Annotated in this window: 20 protein-coding genes, 3 rRNA genes and 1 pseudogene; 22 read left to right on the top strand and 2 right to left on the bottom strand. The window is 63.9% G+C overall.

Annotation, left to right across the window (positions count from 1 at the left end):
* Positions 1 to 60 precede the first annotated feature (60 nt).
* Positions 61 to 1035 (bottom strand): Lrp/AsnC family transcriptional regulator, encoded by a 975-nt coding sequence (locus K1X41_RS05825; RefSeq protein WP_133617569.1) that lies wholly within the window; start codon positions 1033 to 1035, stop codon positions 61 to 63.
* Positions 1036 to 1256: 221 nt separating this feature from the next.
* Between K1X41_RS05825 and K1X41_RS05820 the strand changes: the two genes are divergently transcribed.
* Genes K1X41_RS05820 through K1X41_RS15425 form a run of 4 tightly spaced genes read left to right on the top strand, consistent with a single transcriptional unit; the run spans position 1257 to position 4031 of the window.
* Positions 1257 to 1427, top strand: coding sequence for a hypothetical protein (locus tag K1X41_RS05820; protein ID WP_165875709.1), 171 nt, complete (start codon positions 1257 to 1259; stop codon positions 1425 to 1427).
* Entirely contained in the window at positions 1424 to 2890 is a 1467-nt protein-coding gene (locus K1X41_RS05815; protein ID WP_133617568.1) for a purine-cytosine permease family protein, read from the top strand. The genes K1X41_RS05820 and K1X41_RS05815 overlap by 4 nt, the downstream gene beginning before the upstream one ends.
* Positions 2891 to 2895: 5 nt before the next feature.
* Entirely contained in the window at positions 2896 to 3324 is a 429-nt protein-coding gene (locus K1X41_RS15430; protein ID WP_258566672.1) for an alcohol dehydrogenase catalytic domain-containing protein, read from the top strand.
* A complete protein-coding gene (locus tag K1X41_RS15425) occupies positions 3321 to 4031 on the top strand; it encodes a zinc-binding dehydrogenase (protein WP_258566671.1) in 711 nt (236 codons plus the stop codon). Before K1X41_RS15430 ends, K1X41_RS15425 begins: the two co-directional genes overlap by 4 nt.
* Here the strand turns inward: K1X41_RS15425 and K1X41_RS05805 are convergent.
* Positions 4028 to 4609: a helix-turn-helix domain-containing protein gene (locus K1X41_RS05805; protein ID WP_132206859.1), complete on the bottom strand. Its 582-nt coding sequence runs from the start codon at positions 4607 to 4609 to the stop codon at positions 4028 to 4030. The two genes, K1X41_RS15425 and K1X41_RS05805, sit on opposite strands and share 4 nt — an antisense overlap.
* Positions 4610 to 4775: 166 nt before the next feature.
* Here K1X41_RS05805 and speB point away from each other — a divergent pair, with 166 nt between their 5' ends.
* The 18 genes and pseudogenes from speB to K1X41_RS05715 all read left to right on the top strand — a co-directional run bounded on the left by speB (position 4776) and on the right by K1X41_RS05715 (position 26422).
* Entirely contained in the window at positions 4776 to 5723 is a 948-nt protein-coding gene (gene speB / locus K1X41_RS05800) for an agmatinase (protein WP_133617565.1), read from the top strand.
* Positions 5724 to 6038: 315 nt separating this feature from the next.
* The gene (locus K1X41_RS05795) at positions 6039 to 6680 is read left to right on the top strand and encodes a cyclase family protein (RefSeq protein ID WP_220175545.1); all 642 of its coding nucleotides are present in this window, start codon (positions 6039 to 6041) and stop codon (positions 6678 to 6680) included.
* Positions 6681 to 7396: 716 nt separating this feature from the next.
* Positions 7397 to 8919: ribosomal RNA gene (locus K1X41_RS05790) — 16S ribosomal RNA — on the top strand.
* 441 nt (positions 8920 to 9360) lie between these two features.
* Positions 9361 to 12465: ribosomal RNA gene (locus tag K1X41_RS05785) — 23S ribosomal RNA — on the top strand.
* Positions 12466 to 12610: 145 nt separating this feature from the next.
* A 5S ribosomal RNA gene (rrf, locus tag K1X41_RS05780) occupies positions 12611 to 12727 on the top strand.
* The 16S, 23S and 5S rRNA genes sit together here, the layout of an rRNA operon.
* Before the next feature lie 115 nt (positions 12728 to 12842).
* Positions 12843 to 13556 (top strand): hypothetical protein, encoded by a 714-nt coding sequence (locus tag K1X41_RS05775; RefSeq protein ID WP_220175544.1) that lies wholly within the window; start codon positions 12843 to 12845, stop codon positions 13554 to 13556.
* Positions 13557 to 13594: 38 nt separating this feature from the next.
* On the top strand, positions 13595 to 14431 hold the full coding sequence (locus K1X41_RS05770; protein WP_220175543.1) for a hypothetical protein: 837 nt from the start codon (positions 13595 to 13597) through the stop codon (positions 14429 to 14431).
* Positions 14432 to 14460: 29 nt separating this feature from the next.
* Positions 14461 to 15468, top strand: a complete 1008-nt coding sequence (locus K1X41_RS05765) for a hypothetical protein (RefSeq protein WP_258566670.1) — start codon at positions 14461 to 14463, stop codon at positions 15466 to 15468.
* Positions 15465 to 16505 (top strand): HAD-IIA family hydrolase, encoded by a 1041-nt coding sequence (locus tag K1X41_RS05760; protein WP_220175542.1) that lies wholly within the window; start codon positions 15465 to 15467, stop codon positions 16503 to 16505. The genes K1X41_RS05765 and K1X41_RS05760 overlap by 4 nt, the downstream gene beginning before the upstream one ends.
* 189 nt (positions 16506 to 16694) lie before the next feature.
* Positions 16695 to 17021, top strand: coding sequence for a hypothetical protein (locus tag K1X41_RS05755; RefSeq protein WP_220175880.1), 327 nt, complete (start codon positions 16695 to 16697; stop codon positions 17019 to 17021).
* Complete coding sequence (locus K1X41_RS05750; protein ID WP_220175541.1) at positions 17011 to 17883, top strand: TlyA family RNA methyltransferase; 873 nt, start codon at positions 17011 to 17013, stop codon at positions 17881 to 17883. Before K1X41_RS05755 ends, K1X41_RS05750 begins: the two co-directional genes overlap by 11 nt.
* Positions 17880 to 18809, top strand: coding sequence for an NAD kinase (locus tag K1X41_RS05745; protein WP_132204131.1), 930 nt, complete (start codon positions 17880 to 17882; stop codon positions 18807 to 18809). The genes K1X41_RS05750 and K1X41_RS05745 overlap by 4 nt, the downstream gene beginning before the upstream one ends.
* Positions 18806 to 20493 (top strand): annotated as a pseudogene (gene recN / locus K1X41_RS05740) (DNA repair protein RecN). The gene K1X41_RS05745 and the pseudogene recN overlap by 4 nt, the downstream one beginning before the upstream one ends.
* Positions 20494 to 20561: 68 nt before the next feature.
* A complete protein-coding gene (locus tag K1X41_RS05735; protein ID WP_132204135.1) occupies positions 20562 to 21827 on the top strand; it encodes an AI-2E family transporter in 1266 nt (421 codons plus the stop codon).
* Positions 21828 to 21881: 54 nt separating this feature from the next.
* Positions 21882 to 23588, top strand: a complete 1707-nt coding sequence (locus tag K1X41_RS05730) for a CTP synthase (RefSeq protein ID WP_220175540.1) — start codon at positions 21882 to 21884, stop codon at positions 23586 to 23588.
* Positions 23581 to 24240 (top strand): NUDIX domain-containing protein, encoded by a 660-nt coding sequence (locus tag K1X41_RS05725; protein ID WP_258566669.1) that lies wholly within the window; start codon positions 23581 to 23583, stop codon positions 24238 to 24240. The genes K1X41_RS05730 and K1X41_RS05725 overlap by 8 nt, the downstream gene beginning before the upstream one ends.
* On the top strand, positions 24240 to 25262 hold the full coding sequence (locus tag K1X41_RS05720) for a site-specific tyrosine recombinase XerD (protein WP_220175538.1): 1023 nt from the start codon (positions 24240 to 24242) through the stop codon (positions 25260 to 25262). The genes K1X41_RS05725 and K1X41_RS05720 overlap by 1 nt, the downstream gene beginning before the upstream one ends.
* Before the next feature lie 305 nt (positions 25263 to 25567).
* Positions 25568 to 26422: a ParA family protein gene (locus tag K1X41_RS05715; protein ID WP_132204143.1), complete on the top strand. Its 855-nt coding sequence runs from the start codon at positions 25568 to 25570 to the stop codon at positions 26420 to 26422.
* The last annotated feature ends 7 nt before the right edge of the window (positions 26423 to 26429 follow it).

Below are 26429 nucleotides of genomic sequence, written 5' to 3'. Positions count from 1 at the left end.
CCGTGCAACGAGGCCCACACGGGGTGCGCTGTGAGTTCCCGCAGTGGGGTCGACTCGGAGTCAGAGCGGGCTCGGCTGTGCTCTGCGCGCGCTCGTGATGATGCGGTCGCCCTCGCCGTACTGCTCTTTCACGATGCGCAGGTTCGCCCAAGAATCGATGCGCGAGATCTCCGGGAACGACCGCAAGCGATCGACAAGCTCGAGCACGTCGTCGTTGCTTTCGCCGGACAGTGTGAGGATCATGTCGTAGCCGCCGACCGCGACGGCAAGGAACTCTGGATCCAGCTCGCGCACCCGCGCAATTGCGTCAGCAACCGCGGAGGTGACCTGCACGCCCACGCCGAGCGTCGGTGCCTCGGGCAGATTGCCCCGCACCGGGATCCCGACCACTTTCACTGCGCCGCGATCCATGAGCCGCCGCAACCGCAGCCGCGCGCCGCTCGGTGACACTCCAGCGGCGTCGCCGAGCTCACGGAATGACGCCCTCCCATCCTGTTGCAGATGCTGCACGATCGCACGATCCGCGTCATCGACCTGCATGCCTGCCCCGCCAGTGCGGATGGGAGAGTACAGGTTGATCTCGATGCTCTCATAGAGGTGCAGCCGGATCTCGCGCACGTGCGGCAGGGCCCGGATTCGATCGACTGTCTCGCGCAGATGCGGATCTGCGCCCACGCGGATTTCTGCGTCGATCGCAAAACTCCCGCTGATCTCTGCGACGAACGTGGTCTCCGGCATGGCAACGAGTGCCTCGCGAATCTCGGCGATCGGCCCGTCGACGGCGATCTGGAGGTAGGCGAAGCGCTCGTGTCCGAGAAGATCGGGACTAATGGAGACCGTGATGCGGAGCAGGCCGCGATCAATCGCATGCTGCACGATCTGTGTGACCTGGCGGCGCGTAGTGCCGTGCCGCTCAGCGATTCGCGCAAAGCTGGCGCGTCCGTCGTCGCGTAGTTCGCGCAGGATTCTGGTGCGGAGTTCGTCGGTGCTGCTCGCCGATGCGGCGCGCTGCATCGGAGCGATCGACTGTGGCATCACGCCTCCTCGGGGCTCAGGACGGTGAGAACGTCTCGTGCCATTTTGCACCATTTCTCACCAATATCGGGGTGAAAGTTCTGCTTTTGTGCTGCCTGTGTCTATTTGCGCAGAATGTGCGCTTTCTGCCTGCTCAAGCGTTTGTATCGAAGTGCAAGTCTGCTTAGGCTTGCACGGATTACACCGTAGTGACGCGGGACTCACGAGGAGGTCAGACCCAGATGTCTGAAGGAACACAGCTTGAACAGGAACTTGAACGGCGCCTTGCCGTCATCGAGGCCGAGGAATTGGACGATCCGGTGCACGCAGCACTGAGCGGCCGCAGCCTCGCGGTTTTCCTGGCGGTCGCCGCCGGAATCGTCGTCCTCTCTGCTCTCGGAGTCGCGCTGTGAGCGCCGAGACGAAGCGGGCCGGTGTCGACGCCGAGGTCTCGCAGGAAGCGACCTACGGTTCGCTGCCGCTGCTGAAGCAGGAGCGGAGCTGGAGCGCAGGCGACTTCAGCTGGGTGACGCTGAGCCTCGCGATCGCGACCTGGGCCTTCCTCACCGGTGGTTCAACGGTGCTCCTCGTCGGCTTCACCGATGGCATCGCCGCAATGCTGATCGGCAACAGCATCGGGCTCGCGATCATGGTGCTCGGCAGCGTCGTGCTGAGCCAGCGGCTTGGCGTCGAGCAGTACCGCGCCCTCAAGTCGGTGTTTGGCATCGTGGGCGTCGGAATCGTCGTGTTCGTCGTCGTGTTGCTGACTGAGATGGGGTGGACGTCGCTGCTCGGCGTGATGTTCGGCCGTGCGTTTAGCGAGATTTCGAACCAGGCTTTTGGGACCGAATTCGATCAGTTCGGGCCGCTGGTCACCGTGTTCTCGCTCGCCGCGATCTTCGTCGGTTGGATCATCCTCTCCCGTGGACCGGTGACGATCAGCAAGCTCAACCGCTTCGTCGCACCTGGCCTGCTGGTGGTCGTCGCCCTCATGATGGTGCTGCTGATGTCGAACTACGAGTGGAGCGACCTGCTGGCCGCTGAACCCATCGCTCCGTTCGCGGACGAGCAGCTCAACTTCATGATGGCCGTCGAATTCAATCTCGGCGCGGGGTTGTCGTGGTGGCCCGTGATGGGCACGCTGTCGCGGCTGACCCGTGGCCCGCGTGCCGCGGTGTGGCCGGCGTACGCCGGAATTCTTGTCGGCACCGTGGTGGCGCAGCTCGTCGGGATGGCTGCCGGACTGCTGTTCGGCCAGGCCGATCCCACATCCTGGATGGTGCCACTTGGTGGCCCGATCCTGGGAGTCCTGACGCTGCTCTTCGTGGGGTTCGCCAACGTCACCAGCATGGCCTCCATCGCCTACTCCACGGTGCTTGCTGTGAAGCAGTCGAGTGGCAAGGCGCTGTCGCGGCTGCGCTGGCCAGCGCTCTGCGCCGCGTTCCTCGCGCTACCGGCGATCCTGAGCTTCTTCCCCGGCTTCATGTACGAGCAATTCATGACCTTCGTGGTGATCAGCGGGGCCTTTATCGCTGCCCTGTGCGGTGTGATCATCGCCGACTACTTCATCCTGCGACGCCAGGTCGTCCCGCTGCGCGCGCTCTACGCATCCGGTCCGAGCGATCCGCTCCGCTTCACGGGCGGCGTCAACATCGCCGCCCTGGTCTCGGTGGCAATCGCTTCGGCGTTCTACCTCTGGGTGTACAACCCGATCACGCTCGAGACTCAGGAGTTCTTCCGCTTTGGAACGGCCACGCTGCCAGCGGTGCTGATCGCGATGATCAGCTACCTGATCTTGAGCACCCTGCTCTACGTGCGCCGCGGCCGCGGTGCGTACGGCGGAACCGACCTCTTCGCGGCCGCCGGAAGGAAGTAACCAGCATGGCAACGATCGAGGTGCGCGCGGCGGTCTACCGCGGGGACAACGGGGATCGCCTCGGGATCGAGCAGCTGCAACTGGCTGATCCCGAGCATGGCGAGGTCCGCGTGCGGGTGCGCGCTGCCGGAGTGTGCGGCTCTGATCGGCACGTGATCGATGGCGAGTGGCAGGTGCCGCTTCCCGCGGTCATGGGGCACGAGGCCGCCGGAGTGGTCGAGGCGATCGGCGCGGGCGTGCGTGAGCTCGCAGTGGGCGATCACGTGATCATCGCCTGGCACCAAGCCTGCCAGCGGTGCGCCGAGTGTACGGGGGCAAGCCCTGGGCCTGCACGCGCGTGCGCTCCAACGACTCGCAGCTGCCCGATGGCACCACCCGGTGGCACACCGCAGATGGAGCAGCCGCCTGGCCGTACCTTGCGGTCGGCGCGATGAGCGAGCGCATCGTCGTGCCAGACTTTGCGGCGATTCGTGTTGATCCCCGCGTGCCGTTTGATGTGGCGAGCCTCATCGGCTGCTCGGTCGGGACGGGGTACGGCGCCGTGGTGAACAATGCGCGCGTGGTCGCAGGGGAGTCCGCCGTGGTCGTCGGCGCTGGTGGGGTCGGAATGTCGATCATCTCCTCGTTGCGGCTCGCGGGAGCCTCTCCGATCATCGCGGTGGACGTGTCTGAAGCGAAGCTCGCTGAAGCGAAGCGCGCCGGTGCGACACACGGCCTGATCGGGGGCGCGGATCTCGCCGAGCGCGTCGCAGAATTGACCGGCGGGGGAGCAGACGCGGCGTTTGAGGCAATCGGTCGTGTCGCAACGATGGAGCAGCTGCCTGATCTGATCCGACCCGGTGGGCGCGCGGTGTTTGTCGGTCTGCCTCCGGAGGGTCAGGAGCTCCGGATCGACGGGCTGCAGCTCGCCTACGACGGCAAAACGCTGATCGGCTCGAACTACGGTGGCCTGGTGCCGGCCCGGGATTTCCCGCGGGTGGCGCAGGCCTACCTCGCGGGTGAACTCCCGCTCGACGATCTCATCAGTACGCGTGTGCCCCTCGAAGAGGTGAACGAGGCGTTCGATGCCATGCGCCGCAGCGAGCGCACACGCACCGTGATCGTGTTTGACGAGGGTGACACCGCGGGAGCGGCGAGCTAGCTCGATCCGCTCCAGGCTGCCGGCACGAGAATCCACACCATCTCGGCGCCGGCAGCCCCGGCAACCCACGTGTGCGGGGTGAGCCCGGGGAAGGTGAGCGTATCGCCAGCGGCCAGCTGAGTATCCCGGCCCGAGAACCGGACGGTGACCTCGCCGGAGATCACGTGCAGAGATTCCACCGCGCAGCTCACGGTGTACAGCGCGTCTCCGCCCGAGCCGTGCGGGCCAACTGAGGAGCGCAGGACTTGCATCCGTTCTTCGGAGCGCGGGGTGACCAGTCGCTCGTCAGCCTCGATCCCGCCCATGTTGATGCGGGGAGCGTCCACAAGCGCCACATGCTGGACGTCGGGTTCTTCGAACAGGGCACCGACGGGAAGTGACAGGGCGTGGCAGATCTGCACGAGCGTCGGAACGCTCGGCATCGTATCGTCGCGCTCGATCCGGCTCAGGAACCCTTTAGTGAGCCCGGCTGCCTGCGCGAGTTGCTCGAGGGTGAGGCCCTGGGCCACGCGCGAGGAGCGGAGCTTCGCCCCGATCCGAACGGGATCGTCGCCTGCACTGAGATGGATCGCTCGCACTGTCTCACCTTTCTGAGGTAGTGGCTGGGGGCTGCCACCCGGCTGGAGCTGCGCTTCCCGCGTTGACCGCATCGCGGGTCCAGCATATAGTGAAGTAAAGTTCTCTGGTAGAACTCACAAGTTTACTCTTAGAAAACATTTTGAGAGCTGACCCGAAAGGACCGCTGTGACTGCACACACCCCCCAGGGGCCCGTCGACGCGAGCAAGACCCCTCGCTACGCAGGCATCGCCACGTTCGCCAAGCTGCCTCGTATCGAAGACGTGCCCGAAGCAGACATCGCGATCGTCGGCGTGCCGTTCGACACTGGCGTGAGCTTCCGACCCGGTGCGCGCTTCGGCCCCTCGCACGTGCGCGAAGCCTCGCGCCTCCTGCGCCCCTACAACCCCGCGCAGGATGTCTCTCCCTTCTCCGTCAAGCAGGTGGTTGACGCCGGCGATATCGTGGCGAACCCCTTCAACCTGGACGAAGCTGTTCAGCAGGTTGAGGATGCGGCGACCGAGCTTGGAGAACGAGTCGACAAGATTGTCACCGTAGGCGGCGACCACACCATCGCCCTTCCGCTGCTGCGCGCCATCAACAAGAAGCACGGCCCCGTCGCGGTGCTCCACTTCGATGCTCACCTCGACACCTGGGACACCTACTTCGGCGCGCCCACCACGCACGGCACACCATTCCGCCGCGCGTCGGAAGAAGGCCTCATCGACCTCACCGCCAGCATGCACGGCGGCACCCGTGGGCCGCTCTACGGCAAGCAGGATCTCGAAGACGACGCAATGCTCGGCTTCCAGATCGTGACCTCTGAGTTCATCGAGGAGCACGGAATTCCCGCCGCGCTCGAGAAGATCCGTGCGCGCGTCGGCGACAAGCCGCTCTACATCTCCATCGACATCGATGTGCTCGATCCGGCTCATGCCCCGGGCACCGGAACGCCCGAGGCCGGTGGCCTCACGAGCCGAGAGATGCTGCGCCTCATCCGCGGGCTCGCAGATCTGCACATCGTTGGCGCTGACGTCGTCGAGGTCGCACCTGCATACGACCACGCACAGATCACCGCTGTTGCCGCGAGCCACGTCGTGTACGAGCTCGTCTCGGCAATGGCAGCGCGCGACTAGTTTCACATTCAGGTGGTGGTGACGGGAATGCCTCGTCACCACCACCTGTGTGTTTCCGCCACGCACCACCCTGCGCGGGGTGAAACGGCTCGGACTCCGAGACGCGCGGGACGCCGAGACGCGCGGGACGCCGAGACGCGCGGGACGCCGAGCCAACCGGGCACCTGCGTGCTGGCGCCGAGGCGACGTCCGCGCTGCGCGTGGGCGGATAGCTGCGAGCTCGGCCGTGCGGGGGGCTTCGGACCCTCGCTACAAGAGCGGGGCTGCACGTTCACTGCGCTGGCAACGGGGACAGCAGCGGGCTAGCGTGAGGCCATGCAGATCATCGATTTGAGCCAGCCGATCTCGGACGGCATGGCCGTGTACCCGGGGGACCCGCGAGCCTCGATCCGTCCGGCCCTCTCGGTGGAGCACGACGGGGTGGCCGTCGCCAGGCTTGATTTCGGCTCTCACACAGGCACGCACCTCGACGCGCCGTCGCACGTGATCGCGGGTGGGCGCACCGTAGATCAGATTCCACTCGAGTGGCTCATCGGCCCAGCCGCGATCCTGCGGGTTTCGGACGCCGTGGCTGCGCAGCGTATCGATGCTGCTGCGCTCGATGACACGCTGCCCGAGACACTTCCCCGAATCGTCTGCGTGCAGACCGGGTGGGATCGACACTTCGGCAGTGCGGAGATGCTGCGGCACCCGTATCTCGCGCTCGAGCTCGCCGAACACCTGTGGGCCCGAGGCGCCCGAGTGCTTGGGGTCGACGCGCTGAGCCCAGATCCCACAGCGGATCTGTCCGAGCACAGCGAGCTCCCGGTGCACGAGTTCTGGTTGGGTGGCAGCGGCGTAATCGTGGAGAACCTGCGCGGGCTTTCGCAAATCGCGGGGTCAGCGGAGCTCTCACTCCTGCCGCTCGCCCTGCACGGCGGAGACGGTGCGCCGATCCGCGCGGTTGCCCGAGTGTGAAGTCGGGCATCTGCTCCGGGGACGCTGAGAACGTGCAGCGGTGGGCGCGAGGAGTGCGCTTCGGGCCCAGGGCGGATCTAGCGCTGCCAGGCGCGGCCCGGTCCTGATCTGTTCTGCCCGGTTCGATGTTGCTCTGTGCGGCACTGCCCGGTTCTGCCCGTCGCTGCCCGGTCTCCTGCCCTCTCCTGCGTTGTGTGTGGGTCTGTGGGGTGTGGGCGCGCCCGGGATGTGGGGGTGTGGGGGGTGTTTTGGTGGGTTTTGGGGTGTGGGTGGTGGGTGTGGGGTGGGTGGTGTGGTGTGGGTGGTTTGTGAAAAGTGGCGGTTTTATGCGGGGGCGCGCCCGAGATGTGGGTGTGGTTTGCGGGTGGGGGTGGATCCACGTAATCTATTCCCTTGTCACCGCAACGGAGCCGGGCAGCGAGGCAGAAGCTGAGCGGTCCGGCTTATAGGAATGCGAGCAGCGCAAGTTTCTTGTGCTAAGCTAGACAGGTTGCCGTTCGGAAGGGCCGTGAGGGTTCTGACGGGTGGTGTCTGGTCTTTGAGAACTCAATAGTGTGCACTTTATTGTCAAGTGCCAATTTTATCCCGTCGCCAAGTTTTCTTGGTTGATGGCGATTCCTTTTGGACAAATTATATGAACGTCAGTAATGATGTTCGTTTTGTCAGGTTGAACTCGTTCATGGGTGGCTTATTCCGCTGCTTGTGGGCATGTAATTTTTACGGAGAGTTTGATCCTGGCTCAGGACGAACGCTGGCGGCGTGCTTAACACATGCAAGTCGAACGATGAAGCCTAGCTTGCTAGGTGGAAGAGTGGCGAACGGGTGAGTAACACGTGAGCAACCTGCCCTTCACTCTGGGATACGCACTGGAAACGGTGTCTAATACTGGATATGACCCATCACCGCATGGTGTGTGGGTGGAAAGATTTATCGGTGAAGGATGGGCTCGCGGCCTATCAGCTTGTTGGTGAGGTAGTGGCTCACCAAGGCGACGACGGGTAGCCGGCCTGAGAGGGTGACCGGCCACACTGGGACTGAGACACGGCCCAGACTCCTACGGGAGGCAGCAGTGGGGAATATTGCACAATGGGCGCAAGCCTGATGCAGCAACGCCGCGTGAGGGATGACGGCCTTCGGGTTGTAAACCTCTTTTAGTAGGGAAGAAGCGAAAGTGACGGTACCTGCAGAAAAAGCACCGGCTAACTACGTGCCAGCAGCCGCGGTAATACGTAGGGTGCAAGCGTTGTCCGGAATTATTGGGCGTAAAGAGCTCGTAGGCGGCTTGTCGCGTCTGCTGTGAAAACCCGAGGCTCAACCTCGGGCCTGCAGTGGGTACGGGCAAGCTAGAGTGCGGTAGGGGAGATTGGAATTCCTGGTGTAGCGGTGGAATGCGCAGATATCAGGAGGAACACCGATGGCGAAGGCAGATCTCTGGGCCGTAACTGACGCTGAGGAGCGAAAGCATGGGGAGCGAACAGGATTAGATACCCTGGTAGTCCATGCCGTAAACGTTGGGAACTAGATGTAGGGCCTGTTCCACGGGTTCTGTGTCGTAGCTAACGCATTAAGTTCCCCGCCTGGGGAGTACGGCCGCAAGGCTAAAACTCAAAGGAATTGACGGGGGCCCGCACAAGCGGCGGAGCATGCGGATTAATTCGATGCAACGCGAAGAACCTTACCAAGGCTTGACATATACGAGAACGGGCGAGAGATCGTCAACTCTTTGGACACTCGTAAACAGGTGGTGCATGGTTGTCGTCAGCTCGTGTCGTGAGATGTTCGGTTAAGTCCGGCAACGAGCGCAACCCTCGTCCTATGTTGCCAGCACGTTATGGTGGGAACTCATGGGATACTGCCGTGGTCAACACGGAGGAAGGTGGGGATGACGTCAAATCATCATGCCCCTTATGTCTTGGGCTTCACGCATGCTACAATGGCCGATACAATGGGCTGCGATACCGCGAGGTGGAGCGAATCCCAAAAAGTCGGTCTCAGTTCGGATTGGGGTCTGCAACTCGACCCCATGAAGTCGGAGTCGCTAGTAATCGCAGATCAGCAACGCTGCGGTGAATACGTTCCCGGGCCTTGTACACACCGCCCGTCAAGTCATGAAAGTCGGTAACACCCGAAGCCGGTGGCCTAACCCTTGTGGAGGGAGCCGTCGAAGGTGGGACTGGTGATTAGGACTAAGTCGTAACAAGGTAGCCGTACCGGAAGGTGCGGCTGGATCACCTCCTTTCTAAGGAGCACTCACACCCTTTGGGTGTGCAGAATGGATTGTTCATCACCGAATGTGTGATGCAGTCTGCTCATGGGTGGAACATTTGACAACGTGGATTGTTGTTTGTGGCAGTGTTTTGAGTACGCCGGTGACGGTTGGAAAGAAATGGTGTTGTGGATGATGGTTTCTAGAGTGCATACTATTGGGTCCTGAAGGACCAGCCGGCTTGAGCATCTTTTGGGTGTTTGGGTGGACTGCCTTCTGACTCTTGGGCGGGGAACGTGTTGTTCTCGTTTGGGAGATCGACCGTACGTTGAGAACTACACAGTGGACGCGAGCATCTTATAACATCCCTTTTTTGGGGTGTTATTGATACTAATAATTTCATTGGTCACACATGACTGTGATTGGTCTTTCGGGACTGGTTGTGGTGGTGTGTGTTTCTGAATACTTATGTGATTTCAAGTTTATAAGAGCAAACGGTGGATGCCTTGGCATCTGGAGCCGAAGAAGGACGTAGTAATCTGCGATAAGCCTCGGGGAGCCGATAAACGGGCTGTGATTCGAGGATTTCCGAATGGGGAAACCCCGCCAGGGCGCGTGCGTACCTGGTGACTCCCGCCTGAATATATAGGGCGGGTAGAGGGAACGTGGGGAAGTGAAACATCTCAGTACCCACAGGAAGAGAAAACAACAGTGATTCCGGTAGTAGTGGCGAGCGAACCCGGATGAGGCTAAACCGATTATGTGTGATACCTGGCAGGGGTTGCATAGTCGGGGTTGCGGGACATACCGTGAGGCGCTGCTGAGCCTCGAACGTGAGAGTGAAGCTATAGGAGAACCGCTTGGAACGGCGGACCGGAGTGGGTGAGAGTCCCGTATCCGAAATGGTTTTACCGCGTGGTGTGTATCCCAAGTAGCACGGGGCCCGAGAAATCCCGTGTGAATCAGTCAGGACCACCTGATAAGCCTAAATACTTCCAGATGACCGATAGCGGACTAGTACCGTGAGGGAAAGGTGAAAAGTACCCCGGGAGGGGAGTGAAATAGTACCTGAAACCGTTTGCTTACAATCCGTCGGAGCACCCTTGTAGGTGTGACGGCGTGCCTTTGAAGAATGAGCCTGCGAGTTAGCGATATGTGGCGAGGTTAACCCGTGTGGGGAAGCCGTAGCGAAAGCGAGTCTGAATAGGGCGATTCAGTCGCATGTCCTAGACCCGAAGCGAAGTGATCTATCCATGGCCAGGTTGAAGCGCGTGTAAGAGCGCGTGGAGGACCGAACCCACTTAGGTTGAAAACTGAGGGGATGAGCTGTGGATAGGGGTGAAAGGCCAATCAAACTTCGTGATAGCTGGTTCTCTCCGAAATGCATTTAGGTGCAGCGTTGCGTGTTTCTTGCCGGAGGTAGAGCTACTGGATGGCCGATGGGCCCTACAAGGTTACTGACGTCAGCTAAACTCCGAATGCCGGTAAGTGAGAGCGCAGCAGTGAGACTGTGGGGGATAAGCTTCATAGTCGAGAGGGAAACAACCCAGATCACCAACTAAGGTCCCAAAGCGCGTGCTAAGTGGAAAAGGATGTGGAGTTGCTGTGACAACCAGGAGGTTGGCTTAGAAGCAGCCACCCTTGAAAGAGTGCGTAATAGCTCACTGGTCAAGTGATTCCGCGCCGACAATGTAACGGGGCTCAAGCACGCCACCGAAGTTGTGGCATTCATATAACAGGTAGGCCTTCGTGGTCCAGCCGTATGGATGGGTAGGAGAGCGTCGTGTGGCGAGTGAAGCGGCGGTGTGAACCAGCCGTGGATGCCACACGAGTGAGAATGCAGGCATGAGTAGCGAAAGACGGGTGAGAAACCCGTCCTCCGGAAGACCAAGGGTTCCAGGGTCAAGCTAATCTTCCCTGGGTAAGTCGGGACCTAAGGCGAGGCCGACAGGCGTAGTCGATGGACAACGGGTTGATATTCCCGTACCGGCGGTAAACCGTCAAAGACCTAACTAGTAGTGCTAAGCAATCCAAAGCTGACTGGATCCTTCGGGTGATGGTTTGTGGCGGCTGCGAACCCGAACTGGGGTGGTGAGCGTGAGGTGTGACGCAGGAAGGTAGCCTGTGCCGGGCGATGGTTGTCCCGGTGTAAGTGCGTAGGCTGAGGGATAGGCAAATCCGTTCCTCGTGAAGGCTGAGACACGACGCGGACCCGTATGGGGAAGCAGGTGATCCTATGCTGCCAAGAAAAGCATCGACGTGAGGTTTGCTGTTGCCCGTACCCCAAACCGACTCAGGTGGTCAGGTAGAGAATACTCAGGAGATCGAGATAATCATGGTGAAGGAACTCGGCAAAATGCCCCCGTAACTTCGGGAGAAGGGGGCCATCCACTTATACGGATTTACTCCGGAAAGGGTGTGGTGGCCGCAGAGACCAGTGGGAAGCGACTGTTTACTAAAAACACAGGTCCGTGCTAACACGCAAGTGGACGTATACGGACTGACGCCTGCCCGGTGCTGGAAGGTTAAGAGGAGAGGTTAGACCTTTGGGTCGAAGCTTTGAATTTAAGCCCCAGTAAACGGCGGTGGTAACTATAACCATCCTAAGGTAGCGAAATTCCTTGTCGGGTAAGTTCCGACCTGCACGAATGGCGTAACGACTTCCCAGCTGTCTCCACCGTGAACTCGGCGAAATTGCAGTACGAGTAAAGATGCTCGTTACGCGCAGAAGGACGGAAAGACCCCGTGACCTTTACTACAGCTTGGTATTGGTGTTCGGTGTGGCTTGTGTAGGATAGGTGGGAGACTGTGAAGCGGGCACGCTAGTGTTCGTGGAGTCGTTGTTGAAATACCACTCTGGTCATATTGGATATCTAACTACGAACCCTGATCGGGTTTTAGGACAGTGCCTGGTGGGTAGTTTAACTGGGGCGGTTGCCTCCTAAAAAGTAACGGAGGCGCCCAAAGGTTCCCTCAACCTGGTTGGCAATCAGGTGGCGAGTGTAAGTGCACAAGGGAGCTTGACTGTGAGACTGACAGGTCGAGCAGGGACGAAAGTCGGGACTAGTGATCCGGCAGTGGCTTGTGGAAGCGCTGTCGCTCAACGGATAAAAGGTACCTCGGGGATAACAGGCTGATCTTGCCCAAGAGTCCATATCGACGGCATGGTTTGGCACCTCGATGTCGGCTCGTCGCATCCTGGGGCTGGAGTTGGTCCCAAGGGTTGGGCTGTTCGCCCATTAAAGCGGTACGCGAGCTGGGTTTAGAACGTCGTGAGACAGTTCGGTCCCTATCCTCTGCGCGCGTTGGAGATTTGAGAGGATCTGACCCTAGTACGAGAGGACCGGGTTGGACGGACCTCTGGTGTGCCAGTTGTTCTGCCAAGGGCATGGCTGGTTGGCTACGTTCGGGATGGATAACCGCTGAAAGCATCTAAGCGGGAAGCCGGCCTCGAGATGAGATCTCCTTACACCTTTGAGTGTGTGAGGCTCCCAGTAGATGACTGGGTTGATAGGCCAGATGTGGAAGCACTGTAAGGTGTGGAGCTGACTGGTACTAATAAGCCGACGACTTGATTTCATCCCCACTATTGTGTGGGGGCATGAGTTCTTCAGTAACGATGTATTCGCGTCCACTTTGTGGTTCCCAACGGGCGGCCACACACTTTCCCTGATGGGCGGTTGAACCGTTCGTGGGGGTGGTGTGGTTGACAAGTTGATAGAGTTACGGCGGCTATAGCGTCAGGGAAACGCCCGGTCACATTCCGAACCCGGAAGCTAAGACTGACTGCGCCGATGGTACTGCACTCGGGAGGGTGTGGGAGAGTAGGACACCGCCGGACACCTTTTATCGAGGGTCGTATCCAGGGACAACCAGTGATGGTTATCCTTGGATGCGACCCTCGACTCATTTCACGACATTTTTTATCTCAATAGCGCGCAGCTGGAGGCACCATTATGAACGATCGGGATCGACGAGAGCGCCCGGACGACGGCGCCCCCAGCAAGCGCCGTGAGGGTTCACCGTACCGCGGGGACCGCACTGATGGCCCGCGTGGACGCCAGGACGACCGCTCCGGACGCTCCGACTCCGGACGGCCGCAGCAGCGCCGTGACGGGGACCTGACCGCCGCGAGAGCGGCTACCGCGGGAACGACGGTGGAGACCGCCGCCCTGCTCAGAGTGGACGGGACGACCGTGGTGGACGCCCGCCGTTCCGTGGTGGCGATGACCGTCGTCCGCAGCGCGACGACCGCGGTGGGAAGCCGCCTTACGGCAACCGTGACGACCGTGGTGGCGAGCGCGGTGGATACCGCGGCGGCGATGACCGTCGTCCCCAGCGCGACGATCGTGGCGGCCGGCCGTCCTTCGGCGGCAACCGTGATGACCGGGGTGGCGACCGCGGTGGATACCGCGGCGGCGATGACCGTCGTCCCCAGCGCGACGACCGCGGTGGGAAGCCGTCGTACGGCAACCGTGACGATCGTGGTGGCGACCGCGGTGGATACCGTGGTGGCGATGACCGTCGTCCGCAGCGCGACGACCGCGGTGGGAAGCCGTCGTACGGCAACCGTGACGATCGGGGTGGCGAGCGCGGTGGATACCGTGGTGGCGATGATCGTCGTCCGCAGCGTGACGACCGTGGTGGGGGCCGTCTTACGGCAACCGTGACGAGCGGGGTGGCGAGCGCGGTGGATACCGTGGTGGCGATGACCGTCGTCCGCAGCGTGACGACCGCGGTGGGAGGCCGTCTTACGGCAACCGCGACGACCGTGGCGGTCGGCCGTCGTATGGGAACCGTGACGACCGTGGCGGGAAGCCGTCCTATGGCAACCGTGACGATCGTGGTGGTGACCGCGGTGGATTCCGTGGTGGCGATGACCGTCGTCCGCAGCGTGACGACCGTGGTGGGAGGCCGTCGTACGGCAACCGCGATGATCGTGGAGGCCGGCCGTCCTTCGGCGGCAACCGCGACGACCGCGGTGGGAAGCCTTCCTATGGCAACCGTGACGATCGTGGTGGTGACCGCGGTGGATTCCGTGGCGGCGATGACCGTCGTCCGCAGCGTGATGACCGTGGTGGGAAGCCGTCGTACGGCAACCGCGACGACCGCGGCGGCAGGCCCTCCTACGGCAATCGTGACGATCGTGGTGGCGACCGCGGTGGATACCGTGGCGGCGATGACCGTCGTCCCCAGCGCGATGACCGTGGCGGGAAGCCGTCGTACGGCAACCGGGATCATCAGGGAGAATCGCGTCCACAGCGTCGTGACGATCGGGGAGATTCACGCCCTGCTCGTCGCGATGATCGAGGCGATCGAGGCGGCGACCGTCGCGAGAGTGGCAACCGTGAGGGTGGCCAGAGCTACGGCCGTGGCGGTACCCGTGGCGGCGGGCGGAGTGACCGCGGCGGAAGCGACCGTGAATTTACGGAAGCTGAGCGCCTGCAGCACGAACTGCGTCCCGTCCGTGCTGAGCACGACGACCCGATCATCCCGGACGAGGTTGATCCGCGCGATCTGCACCCCTCGGCTCGCAATGAGCTGAAGACGCTGCAGCCCGAGGTCCAGGAGCGCGTGTCGCGACACCTGGCGATGGTCGCCTTCCTCATCGACGACGATCCCGAGCTTGCACACCAGCACGCCGTTTCCGCAAGCCGTCGCGCAGGCAGGATCCCGGTTGCCCGCGAGACGCTCGCGATCACTGCATACCGTACGGGCGACTTTGCCCTCGCCCTGCGTGAGCTGCGCACCTACCGGCGACTCAGCGGACTCGACGGACACGTTGCACTCATGGTCGACTGCGAGCGCGGCCTCGGCCGTCCGGAGAAGGCCATCGAGACCGGTCTTGAAGTCGACTCGAAGACGCTCGATACTGATCAGCGTGTGCACTTGGCGATCGCCATGTCCGGCGCCCGCCTTGACCTGGGCCAGACCCAGCAGGCGCTCTTCGAACTTGAGATCCCCGAGCTGAACCCGAATAAGGCGTTCTCCTGGAGCCCCGCACTGTTCTCGGCCTACGCGGCTGTGCTTGAAGATCTGGGGCGTGAGTCCGAGGCCGCCAAGTGGAACCAGCACGCGGATCGTGCGTTCGCTGCCCTCGCCGAACACGCGGGTGGACAGGACGAGCTTGAGGTCTTCGAAATCGAGGAAGAGTACGAGCAGGAATCCGGTTACAGCCCGGACACTGCTGAGCACTCGGACGACATCGCGGACACTGAATCTGAGGCTGATGAGGCTGATGAGGCTGATGAGGCTGATGAGGCTGACACCGCCCAGGCTCTCGAGACTGAATTGGCTCCTGCGGAGGAGGTCGAAGAAGCCCCCGCAGCTGATCTGGAATCCGCACCCGAGGATGTGCCTGGAGAAGCTGCAAGCGTGAGTGAGCTAGCGGCTGCAGAGTCTGAGAACGTAGCGGCTGCAGAGCCAGAGGCTGTAGAAGCGGAAGCAGCTCCGGCAGCTACGGAGGCCGAGCTCGCTGCTGCGACAACAGCAGAGATCTCGATCGAGGACGAGGTCGACGAGTTGCTCGCCGAAGCCGGGATCACTGACGGTCCCGCGGAGGCGGAGGAGAAGTCCGAGTGAGCCTGTTCGGACGCAAAGCCGCTCCGCTGGGGGCCGCACCGATTGAGGGCCGTGAGCTGTTGCTCGCGGACCTCGACGGTGTGGTCTACCGCGGCCCCGGGGCGATCCCGGGCGCTGTGGCTGAGCTGAATCGAGCCGGTGAGCACACCCGTCTGGGCTACATCACGAACAACGCTTCACGGACCGATGCCGCGGTCGCTGGGCACTTGCGTGAACTGGGCCTGAATGCCGCGCCTGACGACGTGGTGACCTCCCCTCAAGCAGCGGTCGCTCTATTGCGTGAAACCGTGGCACCCGGAGCGCTCGTATTCGTCATCGGAGGCGAGGGCCTCACTGATGAGCTGGCCAAGGCCGGCTATCGCGTGACACGCAGCGCAGACGACCAGCCTGACGCCGTGTTGCAGGGCTTCGCGCCTGAGGTGGGCTGGGTGCATCTGGCCGAGGCGGCTTTTGCGCTCGCCGAGCAGCCGGGACGCGATCCGCTGCCCTGGATTGCGACGAACACGGACTGGACGATCCCCGTTGCACGTGGCCTCGCGCCGGGCAACGGCACCCTCGTCTCGGCCGTCCATACCGCGGTGCAGCGGCTCCCCGTGTTCGCGGGCAAGCCGGAGACACCGATCTTCGAGGCGGCGTTTGAGCGTTTCGGTACGCGCAACGCTCTCATGATCGGCGATCGGCTGGACACCGATATGAAGGGGGCCCGCGCGGCCGGGATTCCCTCACTGCACGTGCTCACAGGAGTGGACCGCCCCAAGCAGCTCGTCGCGGCGTCGAAAGACATGCACCCTGACTACATTGTCGCAACGCTCGCGGAGCTCCATGAGCCGTACCCTGAAACGGTGCAGCGCAAGGACGGGAGTATGCAGGTCGGCTCCGCTCGGGTGGGCATGGACGGCCATGTCGTGCGCATCGATGCCGAGGGGGATTCGCGGATCAATCTGCTGCGCGCAGGCTGCGCGGCGATCTGGAACTCTGGCCTGGCAATCTACGGCCTCCGCGTCCCAGAAATCCTCTACGAAGATCACTGGGTCTAAAGATCGCGCCCAGGCGCCCCTGTGCAACGACGGCTCTTCGATGAGTGCTGCACGCCGTGAGGCGCGAGCACCGGCGACCCATCGATGATTGTGCGGGGCCCGCGCGGGCTCCCGAAGCCAGCACGCGGGCGCCGGGGCTTGCGCGGGCAGGATCTCGGCCGCGTCAGGGGTGAACGCTAGGCTGGTGACATGAGCGACTTCGAAGCAAACGGTGGGGGATCCGGATCGGGCGCAGTGCGACCCGGGCCGCGTCCCGGCGCGCCCGTGAGCGCTCCAGCCGCTCCAGTCGCTCCAGTGTCGTCGCCTGCTCCGGCGTCGCCCGAGGGTCCGGCGTCGCCCGAGGGTCCGGCGTCGCCCGCGGCTTCCGCCGCGCCTCTGGCGCACGGCGAGGAGAGCCTGCTCAGCCGGATCGATCTCATCGAAGCGCAGCCACTCCCGCAGCGCGCCGAAGGATTTGCTCAGCTTCACGACGAGCTCCTCGCGGAGCTGCAGCGAGGGGACCACGGTGGCGTCTGACCCCACCGCAATCTGGGACGGGGATCCCACGCGCCTGGACCGTGTGCTCCCCGAGCTCGGACTTGCCCGTTCTCGCAGCCGCGCCACCGAGCTCATCGCTGCGGGCGGCGTGACGGTCGACGCAAAGCCCGCGACAAAGCCGGGCCTGCGCGTCATGCCCGGCACTCGGATCACCGTCGCGGGCGATGACCACTATGTCGGCCGCGCCGCCCACAAGCTGATCGCCGCGCTCGACACCTTTGGGGTGCCCGTCGACGGCACCACAGCCCTCGATATCGGTGCGTCCACGGGCGGCTTTACCCAGGTCCTTCTTGAACGCGGGGCGCGCGCCGTGCAGGCGATTGATGTCGGCAGAGACCAGCTTGCGCCACAGCTGCGCGCCGACTCCCGAGTGCACCTCGTCGAGGGGCGCAACGCTCGCGAGCTCACGGCGGACAATCTCGCAGCGGATACGGGGATTCCGGAACAGCCCACCCTCGTGGTAGCCGATCTCTCGTTCATCTCGCTCTCGCTTGTATTCCCCGCAATTGCGCGCGTCGCGGCGACCGAGGCGCATCTGGTGCTGCTGATTAAGCCTCAGTTTGAGGTCGGACGTGTGCGCGACGGCGTGGTCACCTCGCCCGAGCTGTGGGCAGAGGCGATCCGGATCGTGCTGCGTGCGGCGGCTGAGCATGGCTTCACCGCGCAGGGCCTCGCACCGTCCCCGATTGCGGGAGGCATGGGCAACCGTGAATTCCTGGCACACTTTGTGCGCGGATCGGATCCCCATCCGACAGAATGGGAAGGGCGAATCGCGGAGCTCAGTGCAGTGCCGCAGCCCGCTCCCGGGAACCTCCCGGGGCGAGTGGAGGGAGCGCAATGACCACCACGGTGCCAGACGGGGCCCCTCGCCGCTTTCTCATCGTCTCCCACACGCACCGCGAAGAAGCCATCGCCGCAACTGTGGCCGCTGTCACCGCGCTGCACGCCGCAGGCGTCGTCACGGTCTTTGACGCTGACGATCGCGATGAGTTCGCCCCGCACCTCGACGTCTCGCAGATCGCCCGGCTGGGAGTCGACGTTGCGGTCACGCAGCTTGAAGCTGCGATCGTGCTCGGAGGCGATGGCACGATTCTCCGCGCCGCCGAGCTGCTCCGCGGATCGCAGTGCCCCATCGTCGGAGTCAACCTCGGCCACGTCGGGTTCCTTGCCGAGATGGAGAGTTTCGACCTCGCGTCGACGATCGATCGAGTGCTGCGCCGTGATTACACCGTGGAGGAGCGACTGACCCTCGATGTCAGCGCTACCTGCGATGGCGAGGTGATCGCGGACACCTGGGCTCTGAACGAGGCGAGCGTCGAGAAGCGTCGCCGCATGCTCGAGGTCGAGATCGGGGTAGACGGGCTCCCAGTCTCCTCCTTTGCCTGCGACGGCATGGTGATTGCAACGCCGACGGGATCCACGGCGTACGCCTTCTCAGCCGGCGGTCCGGTCGTGTGGCCCGGTGTGCAGGCCATGCTGATGGTCCCGATCGCGGCACACGCACTCTTCAACCGGCCGCTCGTAACCGGCACCGACTCAGTGCTGAGCGTTCGGATCCTGCCCCAGAACGTCGGCCCTGGGGTGCTGTGGTGCGATGGGCGACGGCGGACTGAACTGCCAGCTGGATCGATTATTCGGGTGCGGCAGTCAACACTCTCCGTGCGGCTCGCCCGGCTGAGTGCTGCGCCGTTCTCCGATCGGCTCGTGCGGAAGTTCCATCTTCCCGTGTCAGGTTGGCGCGGCAACGGACGCGAGGTGCAGGCATGATCGATGAACTCCGGATCAGGGATCTCGGCGTTATCGCCGACGCGACCCTGCCGCTCGGCCCCGGCTTCACCGCGATCACTGGGGAGACCGGCGCAGGCAAGACGATGGTCGTCAGTGCGCTCGGGCTCTTGATGGGCGAGCGCAGTGATGCCGGAGCCGTGCGCACCGGAGCAAGCCAGGCGCGCGTCAACGGGCTCGTGCACACGGCGGATCCTGCCGTCGCAGAGATCGTGGATGAACTCGGCGGTGACGTTGAGGACGGCGAGCTGGTGCTGAGCCGCACAGTGAGCGCTGAGGGGCGCAGCCGAGCGAGTGTTGGCGGGGCCAGCGCTCCCGTCGGGAGTCTCACGCGGCTCGCAGATCGGCTCTTCGCCGTGCACGGCCAGTCTGAGCAACTCCGCTTGCGCTCAGCGGCGGCGCAGCGCGACACCCTCGATCGCTTCGGAGGGGCCGAAATTGAGGCGACGCTGACGGAGTACCGCACGGCGCACCGGAACAGGCGTGAGCTGGGCGAGCGGGTTGCTGAGCTCACAGCGGCGCGCGATGAGCGTGCGGCAGAGGCTGCCAGGCTGCGCGCTGAGCTCGACGAGATCGCGCAGGTCGATCCGCAGCCGGGTGAGGACACCGAGCTGGCAGCGCGCATTGACCTACTGAGCAACGTCGAGGCCCTCCGCGAGGCCACGGTCGCCGCGCACGAGGCGCTCGCAACCGAATCCGATGATCCCATGAGTCGTGACGCTGGCAGTCTCGTCGATGCCGCGATCCGAGATCTGGAGCGCGTGGCTGCGCACGACGAGCGCTTGGGATCGGTGCTCGAGACTCTGCGCGGTGTGAGCTTCCAGATCGCCGACTCCGGGAAGGAACTCGCGGCCTACGTCGACGATCTCGACGTCGAGGGGCCGGGCGAACTGGCGCGAGCCAATGAGCGTCTTGCGGCGCTGAACGCACTCTTCCGGCTGTACGGGGTCGACGCCGCTGCGGTGATCGAGTACTCAGCACGCAGTGCGGCGAGGCTCACCGAGCTTGAAGGTGATGACGACCTGATCGTCGACCTCGCGGCGCAATTGGACACCGTCACTGCGAGTGAGCGCGCGCTCGCAGATCAGTTGACGGCCCAGCGCACGGCGGCGGCGGCGAAGCTCTCCGAGCTGGTCACCGTTGAGCTGCGGCAGCTCGCACTCCCGATGCTGAGTTCCAGGTGCTGGTCTCCCCGCTTGACACGCTCGGCAACGCCGGCGGTGACGAAGTGCAACTCCTGCTGAGCCCCCACCCGGGTGCGACGCCGCGGCCGATCGCGAAGAGCGCGTCGGGCGGCGAACTGTCGCGCGTGATGCTCGCGCTTGAGGTCGTCGTGGCAGGCGTCGATCCCGTGCCCACGTTTGTGTTCGACGAAGTCGACGCGGGCGTCGGCGGCGCAGCGGCGATCGAGATCGGCAGGCGTCTCGCCCGTCTCGCCCGGTCCTCGCAGGTCATCGTGGTGACCCACCTGGCGCAGGTGGCCGCGTTTGCCGGGAATCACCTCCAGGTCGTCAAAGACTCGGCCGGCGGCTTTACCGAGTCGAGCTGCAGGCGGCTCGACGGCGAGGCGAGGCTCGCGGAGATGGCCCGCCTGCTGTCTGGCCTCAGCGACTCAGAGAGCGCTCTCGAACACGCCGCGGAACTGCTGGCCCTGCGCGAGGCGTAGCTCAGGCACCACCGCAGCGTCGCGCGGGTGCTTGCGCCAGGGGAGGGGCCTGCTGCTACGCTCCACACATGGTGAAGATCTTCGGACGACGGCGGCATCGGGGAGGCACGACCACCCCAGATCTCGGGGCGGACGCGGCGACGAAGGCTGAGTACCTTGATTCGCATCCCGCCGTGGTGCACGCGGACATCGAGCAGATGGATGCGGACACGCGTGAGATGTATCGCGACGCGCGCGAGGCCGCGCTTGACGCACACGAGGAGCGGGCAAAAACGCAGCAGCGTGAATTCGTGGTGCGCAACCCGTTCCAGCTCGGCTTCACGGTCACCCTGGGTGTGCTCGTGGCCATGCTCTTCGGCGGGATGATCGAGCAGCTTTCGACGATCATCATGTACGTGGTGGCTGCGCTGTTCGTCGCACTCGGGCTGGATCCCGTGGTGCGGTGGCTCGAGCGGAAGGGGCTCGGTCGCGGGCTCGGCATCGGGGTCGTATTCGGTGGGTTTGTTGTCGTGATTGCCGCGCTCCTGGCGGTCGTGATTCCAATGATCGCGAATCAGATCTCGTTGCTCGTGCGCAGCGCCCCCACACTGTTTCGCGACATTACGCACCAGCAGTGGTTCATTGATCTGAACGAGAACTTCGGCAAGTTCGTTGACTTCGACGGCCTGCTCAAAATGGGGCAAGATCTTGTCAGCAAGCCGGAGAACTGGGCGCAGGTTGCAGGCGGAGTCTGGCAGGCCGGTATCGGCATCGCGAACGGGCTCACCGCAGGCCTGATCGTCCTGATCCTCACCCTCTACTTCCTCGCGTCGCTGCGCACAATCAAGCGCGCCTTCTACACGCTCGTACCGCGCTCAGGGCGTGCGAAGGTGATGGATATCACCGAGCAGGTCACGAAGTCCGTCGGTGGGTACGTCAGCGGCATGGTGGTGCTTGCATTCATCAACGCCACGCTCGGCTTCATCATGATGACGATCGTCGGGGTACCGTTCGCGGGCCTTGTGGCGGTCGGAGTGTTCCTGCTCGCCATGATCCCACTCATCGGGTCTGTGGTGGCAACCGTGCTGGTGTCGACAGTCGCGCTGTTCGACTCGCCGATGACCGCGATCATCGCAGCGGCGTACTACCTGGTCTACATGCAGATCGAGTCGTATGTGCTCACGCCACGCATCATGAACCGCGTGGTGAGTGTGCCTGGTGCCCTCGTCGTGATCGGTGCCCTCGCCGGCGGCGCCCTCTTGGGCCTGCTCGGCGCGCTGATCTCCATCCCGGTCACGGCAATGGTGCTCATGATCATCAAGCAGGTGTGGGTTCCGCGGCAAGAGCTGCGGTAGCTCACCGCGAAACCTGCGTACCGCACCCGGATACAACTGATAGGATCAAAGCCCGTGGGAACAGAGCAGCGCACGGACCAGGCCCGTACTACAAAGCACATCTTTGTGACCGGGGGTGTCGTCTCCTCTCTCGGTAAAGGATTGACGGCAGCAAGCCTCGGCAATCTTCTGACGGCACGTGGGCTCCACGTCGTCATGCAGAAGCTTGACCCGTATCTGAATGTGGATCCGGGCACGATGAACCCGTTCCAGCACGGCGAAGTGTTCGTGACGGATGACGGGGCAGAGACCGATCTTGATATCGGACACTACGAGCGATTCCTCGGGATCAACCTGTCGCAGGCGGCCAACGTCACGACGGGGCAGATCTACCAGCAGGTCATCGCCAAGGAGCGCCGCGGCGAATACCTCGGGGACACGGTCCAGGTGATCCCGCACATCACGAACGAGATCAAGCGCCGGATGCGCCTGCAGTCGAACGAGGTGCCTCAGCCCGACGTGATCATCACCGAGGTCGGCGGCACAGTAGGCGACATCGAATCGCAGCCCTTCCTTGAGTCGGCACGCCAGGTGCGGCACGAGCTCGGCCGAGGCAACGTGTTCTTCGTGCACGTCTCACTCGTGCCCTTCATGGGCGCCTCGGGGGAGCAGAAGACGAAACCGACGCAGCACTCCGTTGCCGCGCTGCGCTCGATCGGAATCCAGCCGGACGCGCTCGTGCTCCGCAGCGACCGCCCCGTGACCGAGGACAACCTCCGCAAGATCGCGCTCATGTGCGACGTCGAAGAGCGCGCTGTGATCAACGCGATCGACGTGCCGAGCATCTACGACCTGCCTACGCTGCTGAACGACCAGGAGCTCGACTCGATCATCGTTAAGTCGCTGGGGCTCTCGGAGCGCGCGACCGATGTCGATTGGACGGGGTGGCAGCCGGTGCTCGACGCCGTGCACAACCCGAAGGGCGAGGTCACTCTCGCGCTCGTCGGCAAGTACATTGATCTTCCCGATGCGTACCTCTCAGTCACGGAAGCGCTGCGGGCCGGAGGCTTCGCACACTCCACCAAGGTGAACCTGCGCTGGGTGCCCTCGGACAACTGTGAGACGGCGGAGGGCGCACGTGAGGCGCTCGGCGACGTCGACGGCATCTGCGTTCCCGGCGGGTTCGGGATCCGCGGCATCGAGGGCAAACTCGGCGCACTCCGCTTCGCCCGCGAGAACGGCATCCCCACGCTCGGCCTGTGCCTCGGACTGCAGTGCATGGTGATCGAGTATGCGCGCAACGTGACGGGCCTCGAAGGCGCTTCGTCTACTGAGTTCGATCCGGAGACACCGGTTCCAGTGATCGCGACGATGGCTGAGCAGGTCGACATTATCGATGGTGGCGACCTGGGAGGCACCATGCGTCTGGGCCTGTATGAGGCTGCGCTCGCTGAAGGCTCCCTTGCAGCCAAGCTCTACGGAGCTCCGACGGCGACCGAGCGTCACCGCCACCGCTACGAGGTGAACAACCGCTACCGCGAGCAGATCGCCCAGTCCGGACTGTCGTTCTCCGGCACGAGCCCCGACGGCGAGCTTGTCGAGTACGTCGAATTGCCGGCCGACCAGCATCCGTTCTATATCGCGACGCAGGCGCATCCCGAGTTGCGCTCGCGCCCCGGCACTCCGCATCCTCTGTTCGCGGGCCTCGTCGGTGCCGCGATCGAGCGCCGGGACGCCGCACGCCTGTTCGATGGCGATGCTGAGGTCGCCAGCGGTGAGTAGCGAGCCCACTGCGGGCAACGAGCAGCTCGCTGACGAGCCGGCCGACGTGGTCGTGCTCGACAGCGAGCTGCTCGTGCGCGGGCACGTCTGGGACGTGCGCCGCGAGCGATTCCAGTTCGGCGGCACCGAGCTCGTGCGCGACTACCTCGATCACCCTGGTGCCGTCGCCGTCCTCGCGCTCGACGCTGAGGATCGCGTGCTGCTCATTCAGCAGTACCGGCACGCGATCGGCCATCGCGACTGGGAGATTCCCGCCGGCCTCATGGATATGCCGGGCGAATCCGGGCTGGCCGGAGCACAGCGAGAGCTCGCAGAGGAAGCCGACCTCCGCGCCGAATCGTGGGGGATTCTGCTGGATCTCTTCCTCTCGCCGGGAGGCACCAGTGAGGCGATGCGGATTTTCCTCGCGCGCGACGTCCACGAGGTGACCCACGATTTCGTGCGCTCAGAGGAAGAGGCTGAACTCGTGCCGCGCTGGGTGCCGCTCGAGGATGCGGTCGCAGCGGCACTCGACGGGCGGATCCAGAACGCCGTGACCGCAAGTGCCGTGCTGGCAGCGGCCGCCGCTCGGGCGAGCGGCTGGTCGACGCTGCGGGATCCGGAACTGCAGTGGACGGCACGTGAAGCCGCCCGGGGAGAGCGCTCCTCCTGATGGGTGTGAGCGTGGCACTGGGGACGCAGCGGTTCCTGCGCCACGTCGCGCTGGAGCTCGGGCTGTCCGAGAACAGCCAGGCAGCGTACCGCCGCGATCTTGTGGCGTATGCCGCGTGGCTTGACGAGCACGGGATCACTGACCTTGCGGAGGTCACTCCCGAAACCCTCTCCGGCTACGTGGTGGATCTGGGAGATCCGGCGCACCCGTTGGCACCAGCCTCGATCACGCGCAGGCTGTCGACGGTGCGCGGTATGCACCGCTTTCTGTTTGAAGAGGGGCTGCTCGAAACGCACGCCGGGAGCGGTGTGCGTACACCGAAGCGGGCGCTGCGACTGCCGAAGGCGCTTGCAGTCGAAGAGGTCGAGGCGCTGCTCGCCGCTGCTGGCGGCTCTGCGGCTGCCGTCGGAGGCGATGCTGCTGGGGACTCTGCGGGTGCTGGGAGCGCCGGCTCCGACGACGCGGTCGCGCTGCGCGATCGCGCTCTCCTTGAGCTGCTCTACGCGAGCGGTGCGCGCATCAGCGAGGTCACCGCGCTCGATCTCGATGACCTGCTCGCCGGTGCCGGGCTGGGCGAGGCCTGGGTGGACCCGGAGGGGTCCCTCAGCTCAGGCGGCTTCCTGCAAGTGACGGGCAAGGGATCAAAGCAGCGGATCGTGCCATACGGCAGCTACGCCGGGCGAGCGCTCGCCGCATACCTCGTGCGGGCCCGACCCCAGATGGCAGCCGCCGGATCTGGCACTCCCGCACTGTTTCTCGGCCCGCGCGGGGGCAGGCTTTCGCGGCAGAGTGCGTGGCTGGTGATTCGGGCAGCTGCTGAGCGGGCGGGGATCACCGCGGAAGTGTCGCCGCACACCCTGCGGCACTCGTTCGCGACCCACCTGCTCTCCGGTGGGGCCGATGTGCGCACTGTGCAGGAGCTTCTGGGGCACTCTTCGGTGACGACCACCCAGATCTATACGCAGGTGACAGCGGATACGCTGCGCGAGCACTATCTGCTCGCGCACCCGCGCGCTCGCTAGCGTTGGCGGCTTGGCGGCTTGGCGGCTTGGCGGTCTCCCGGATCTCTCTTTCCCCAGTTCGCCATCGATCCGTCTTCTGGGCTTCGGCGCCGCTGTTTCCCGGCACCTCGGTGTGCGTGCCGTTGTAGCCCGGGCGCTACTCCCGTCGAGCCCACAGAAATTCGGTCCTCCACTCACCTTGAACCCTCGATGTCGCTCGCTTCGATCCCGCACCGGGCGAGGGCGGCTCGCGCTGCGGCCAGAGAGGCGTGCGCGTCCACGATAGGATGGAGCGTTAGCGAGCCACGCGAGAGGAGGGTCAGGGAATGGCGAAGAAACAGGTCGATCTGGGACCGACCGGTCGGCCAGAGCGCATCATCCCTGCGCCCGCAAAGCTGGAGCGTCACGGACCGGCGCGAATCATTGCGATGTGCAACCAAAAGGGCGGGGTCGGAAAGACCACGAGCACCATCAATCTGGCTGCAGCACTCGCCAGGTACGGACGGCGCGTCCTCGCCGTCGACTTTGACCCGCAGGGAGCCCTGTCGGCAGGCCTCGGCGTGCCAGCGCACGACGTGGTCACGATCTACGACCTGATGCTCGGCAAAGTGAAGGATCCGCACGAGGCGATCCAGCACACGGGCACTCCCGGTCTCGACGTGATCCCCGCGAACATCGACCTCTCGGCAGCCGAGGTTCATCTCGTCTCCGAGGTCGCTCGCGAGCAGATCCTCGGCGGCGTGCTGCGCAAGGTCGTGGACGATTACGACGTGATCCTTGTCGATTGCCAGCCCTCCCTCGGCCTCCTCACCGTCAACGCGCTGACCGCGAGCCACGGCGTGCTGATCCCGCTGGCCTGTGAATACTTCGCCCTCCGCGGAGTCGCTCTGCTTGTCGAGACGGTCGAGAAGGTGAAGGATCGCCTGAACCCGGCGCTCGAACTCGACGGCATCCTCGCGACGATGTACGACCCGCGCACGCTGCACGCCCGCGAGGTACTGGAGCGGGTCGTCGACACCTTCGGTGACAAGGTCTTCGACACCGTGATCGGTCGCACCGTGAAGCTGCCCGACGCGCAGATCGCCGCGAAGTCGGTGCTCGACTACGCGCCGGCCAATGCGGCCTCCGAGGCGTATCTGAAGCTGGCGCGAGAGCTCGTGCAGCGGGGCGCGGTCGCCTAATTCCGGA

Origin of the sequence: Leucobacter luti (assembly GCF_019464495.1) — a bacterium.
Taxonomy (GTDB): Bacteria; Actinomycetota; Actinomycetes; order Actinomycetales; family Microbacteriaceae; genus Leucobacter; species Leucobacter luti_A.
Note: the sequence above shows the minus strand (reverse complement) of the source record. Positions and strands in the feature narration are given on the sequence as shown.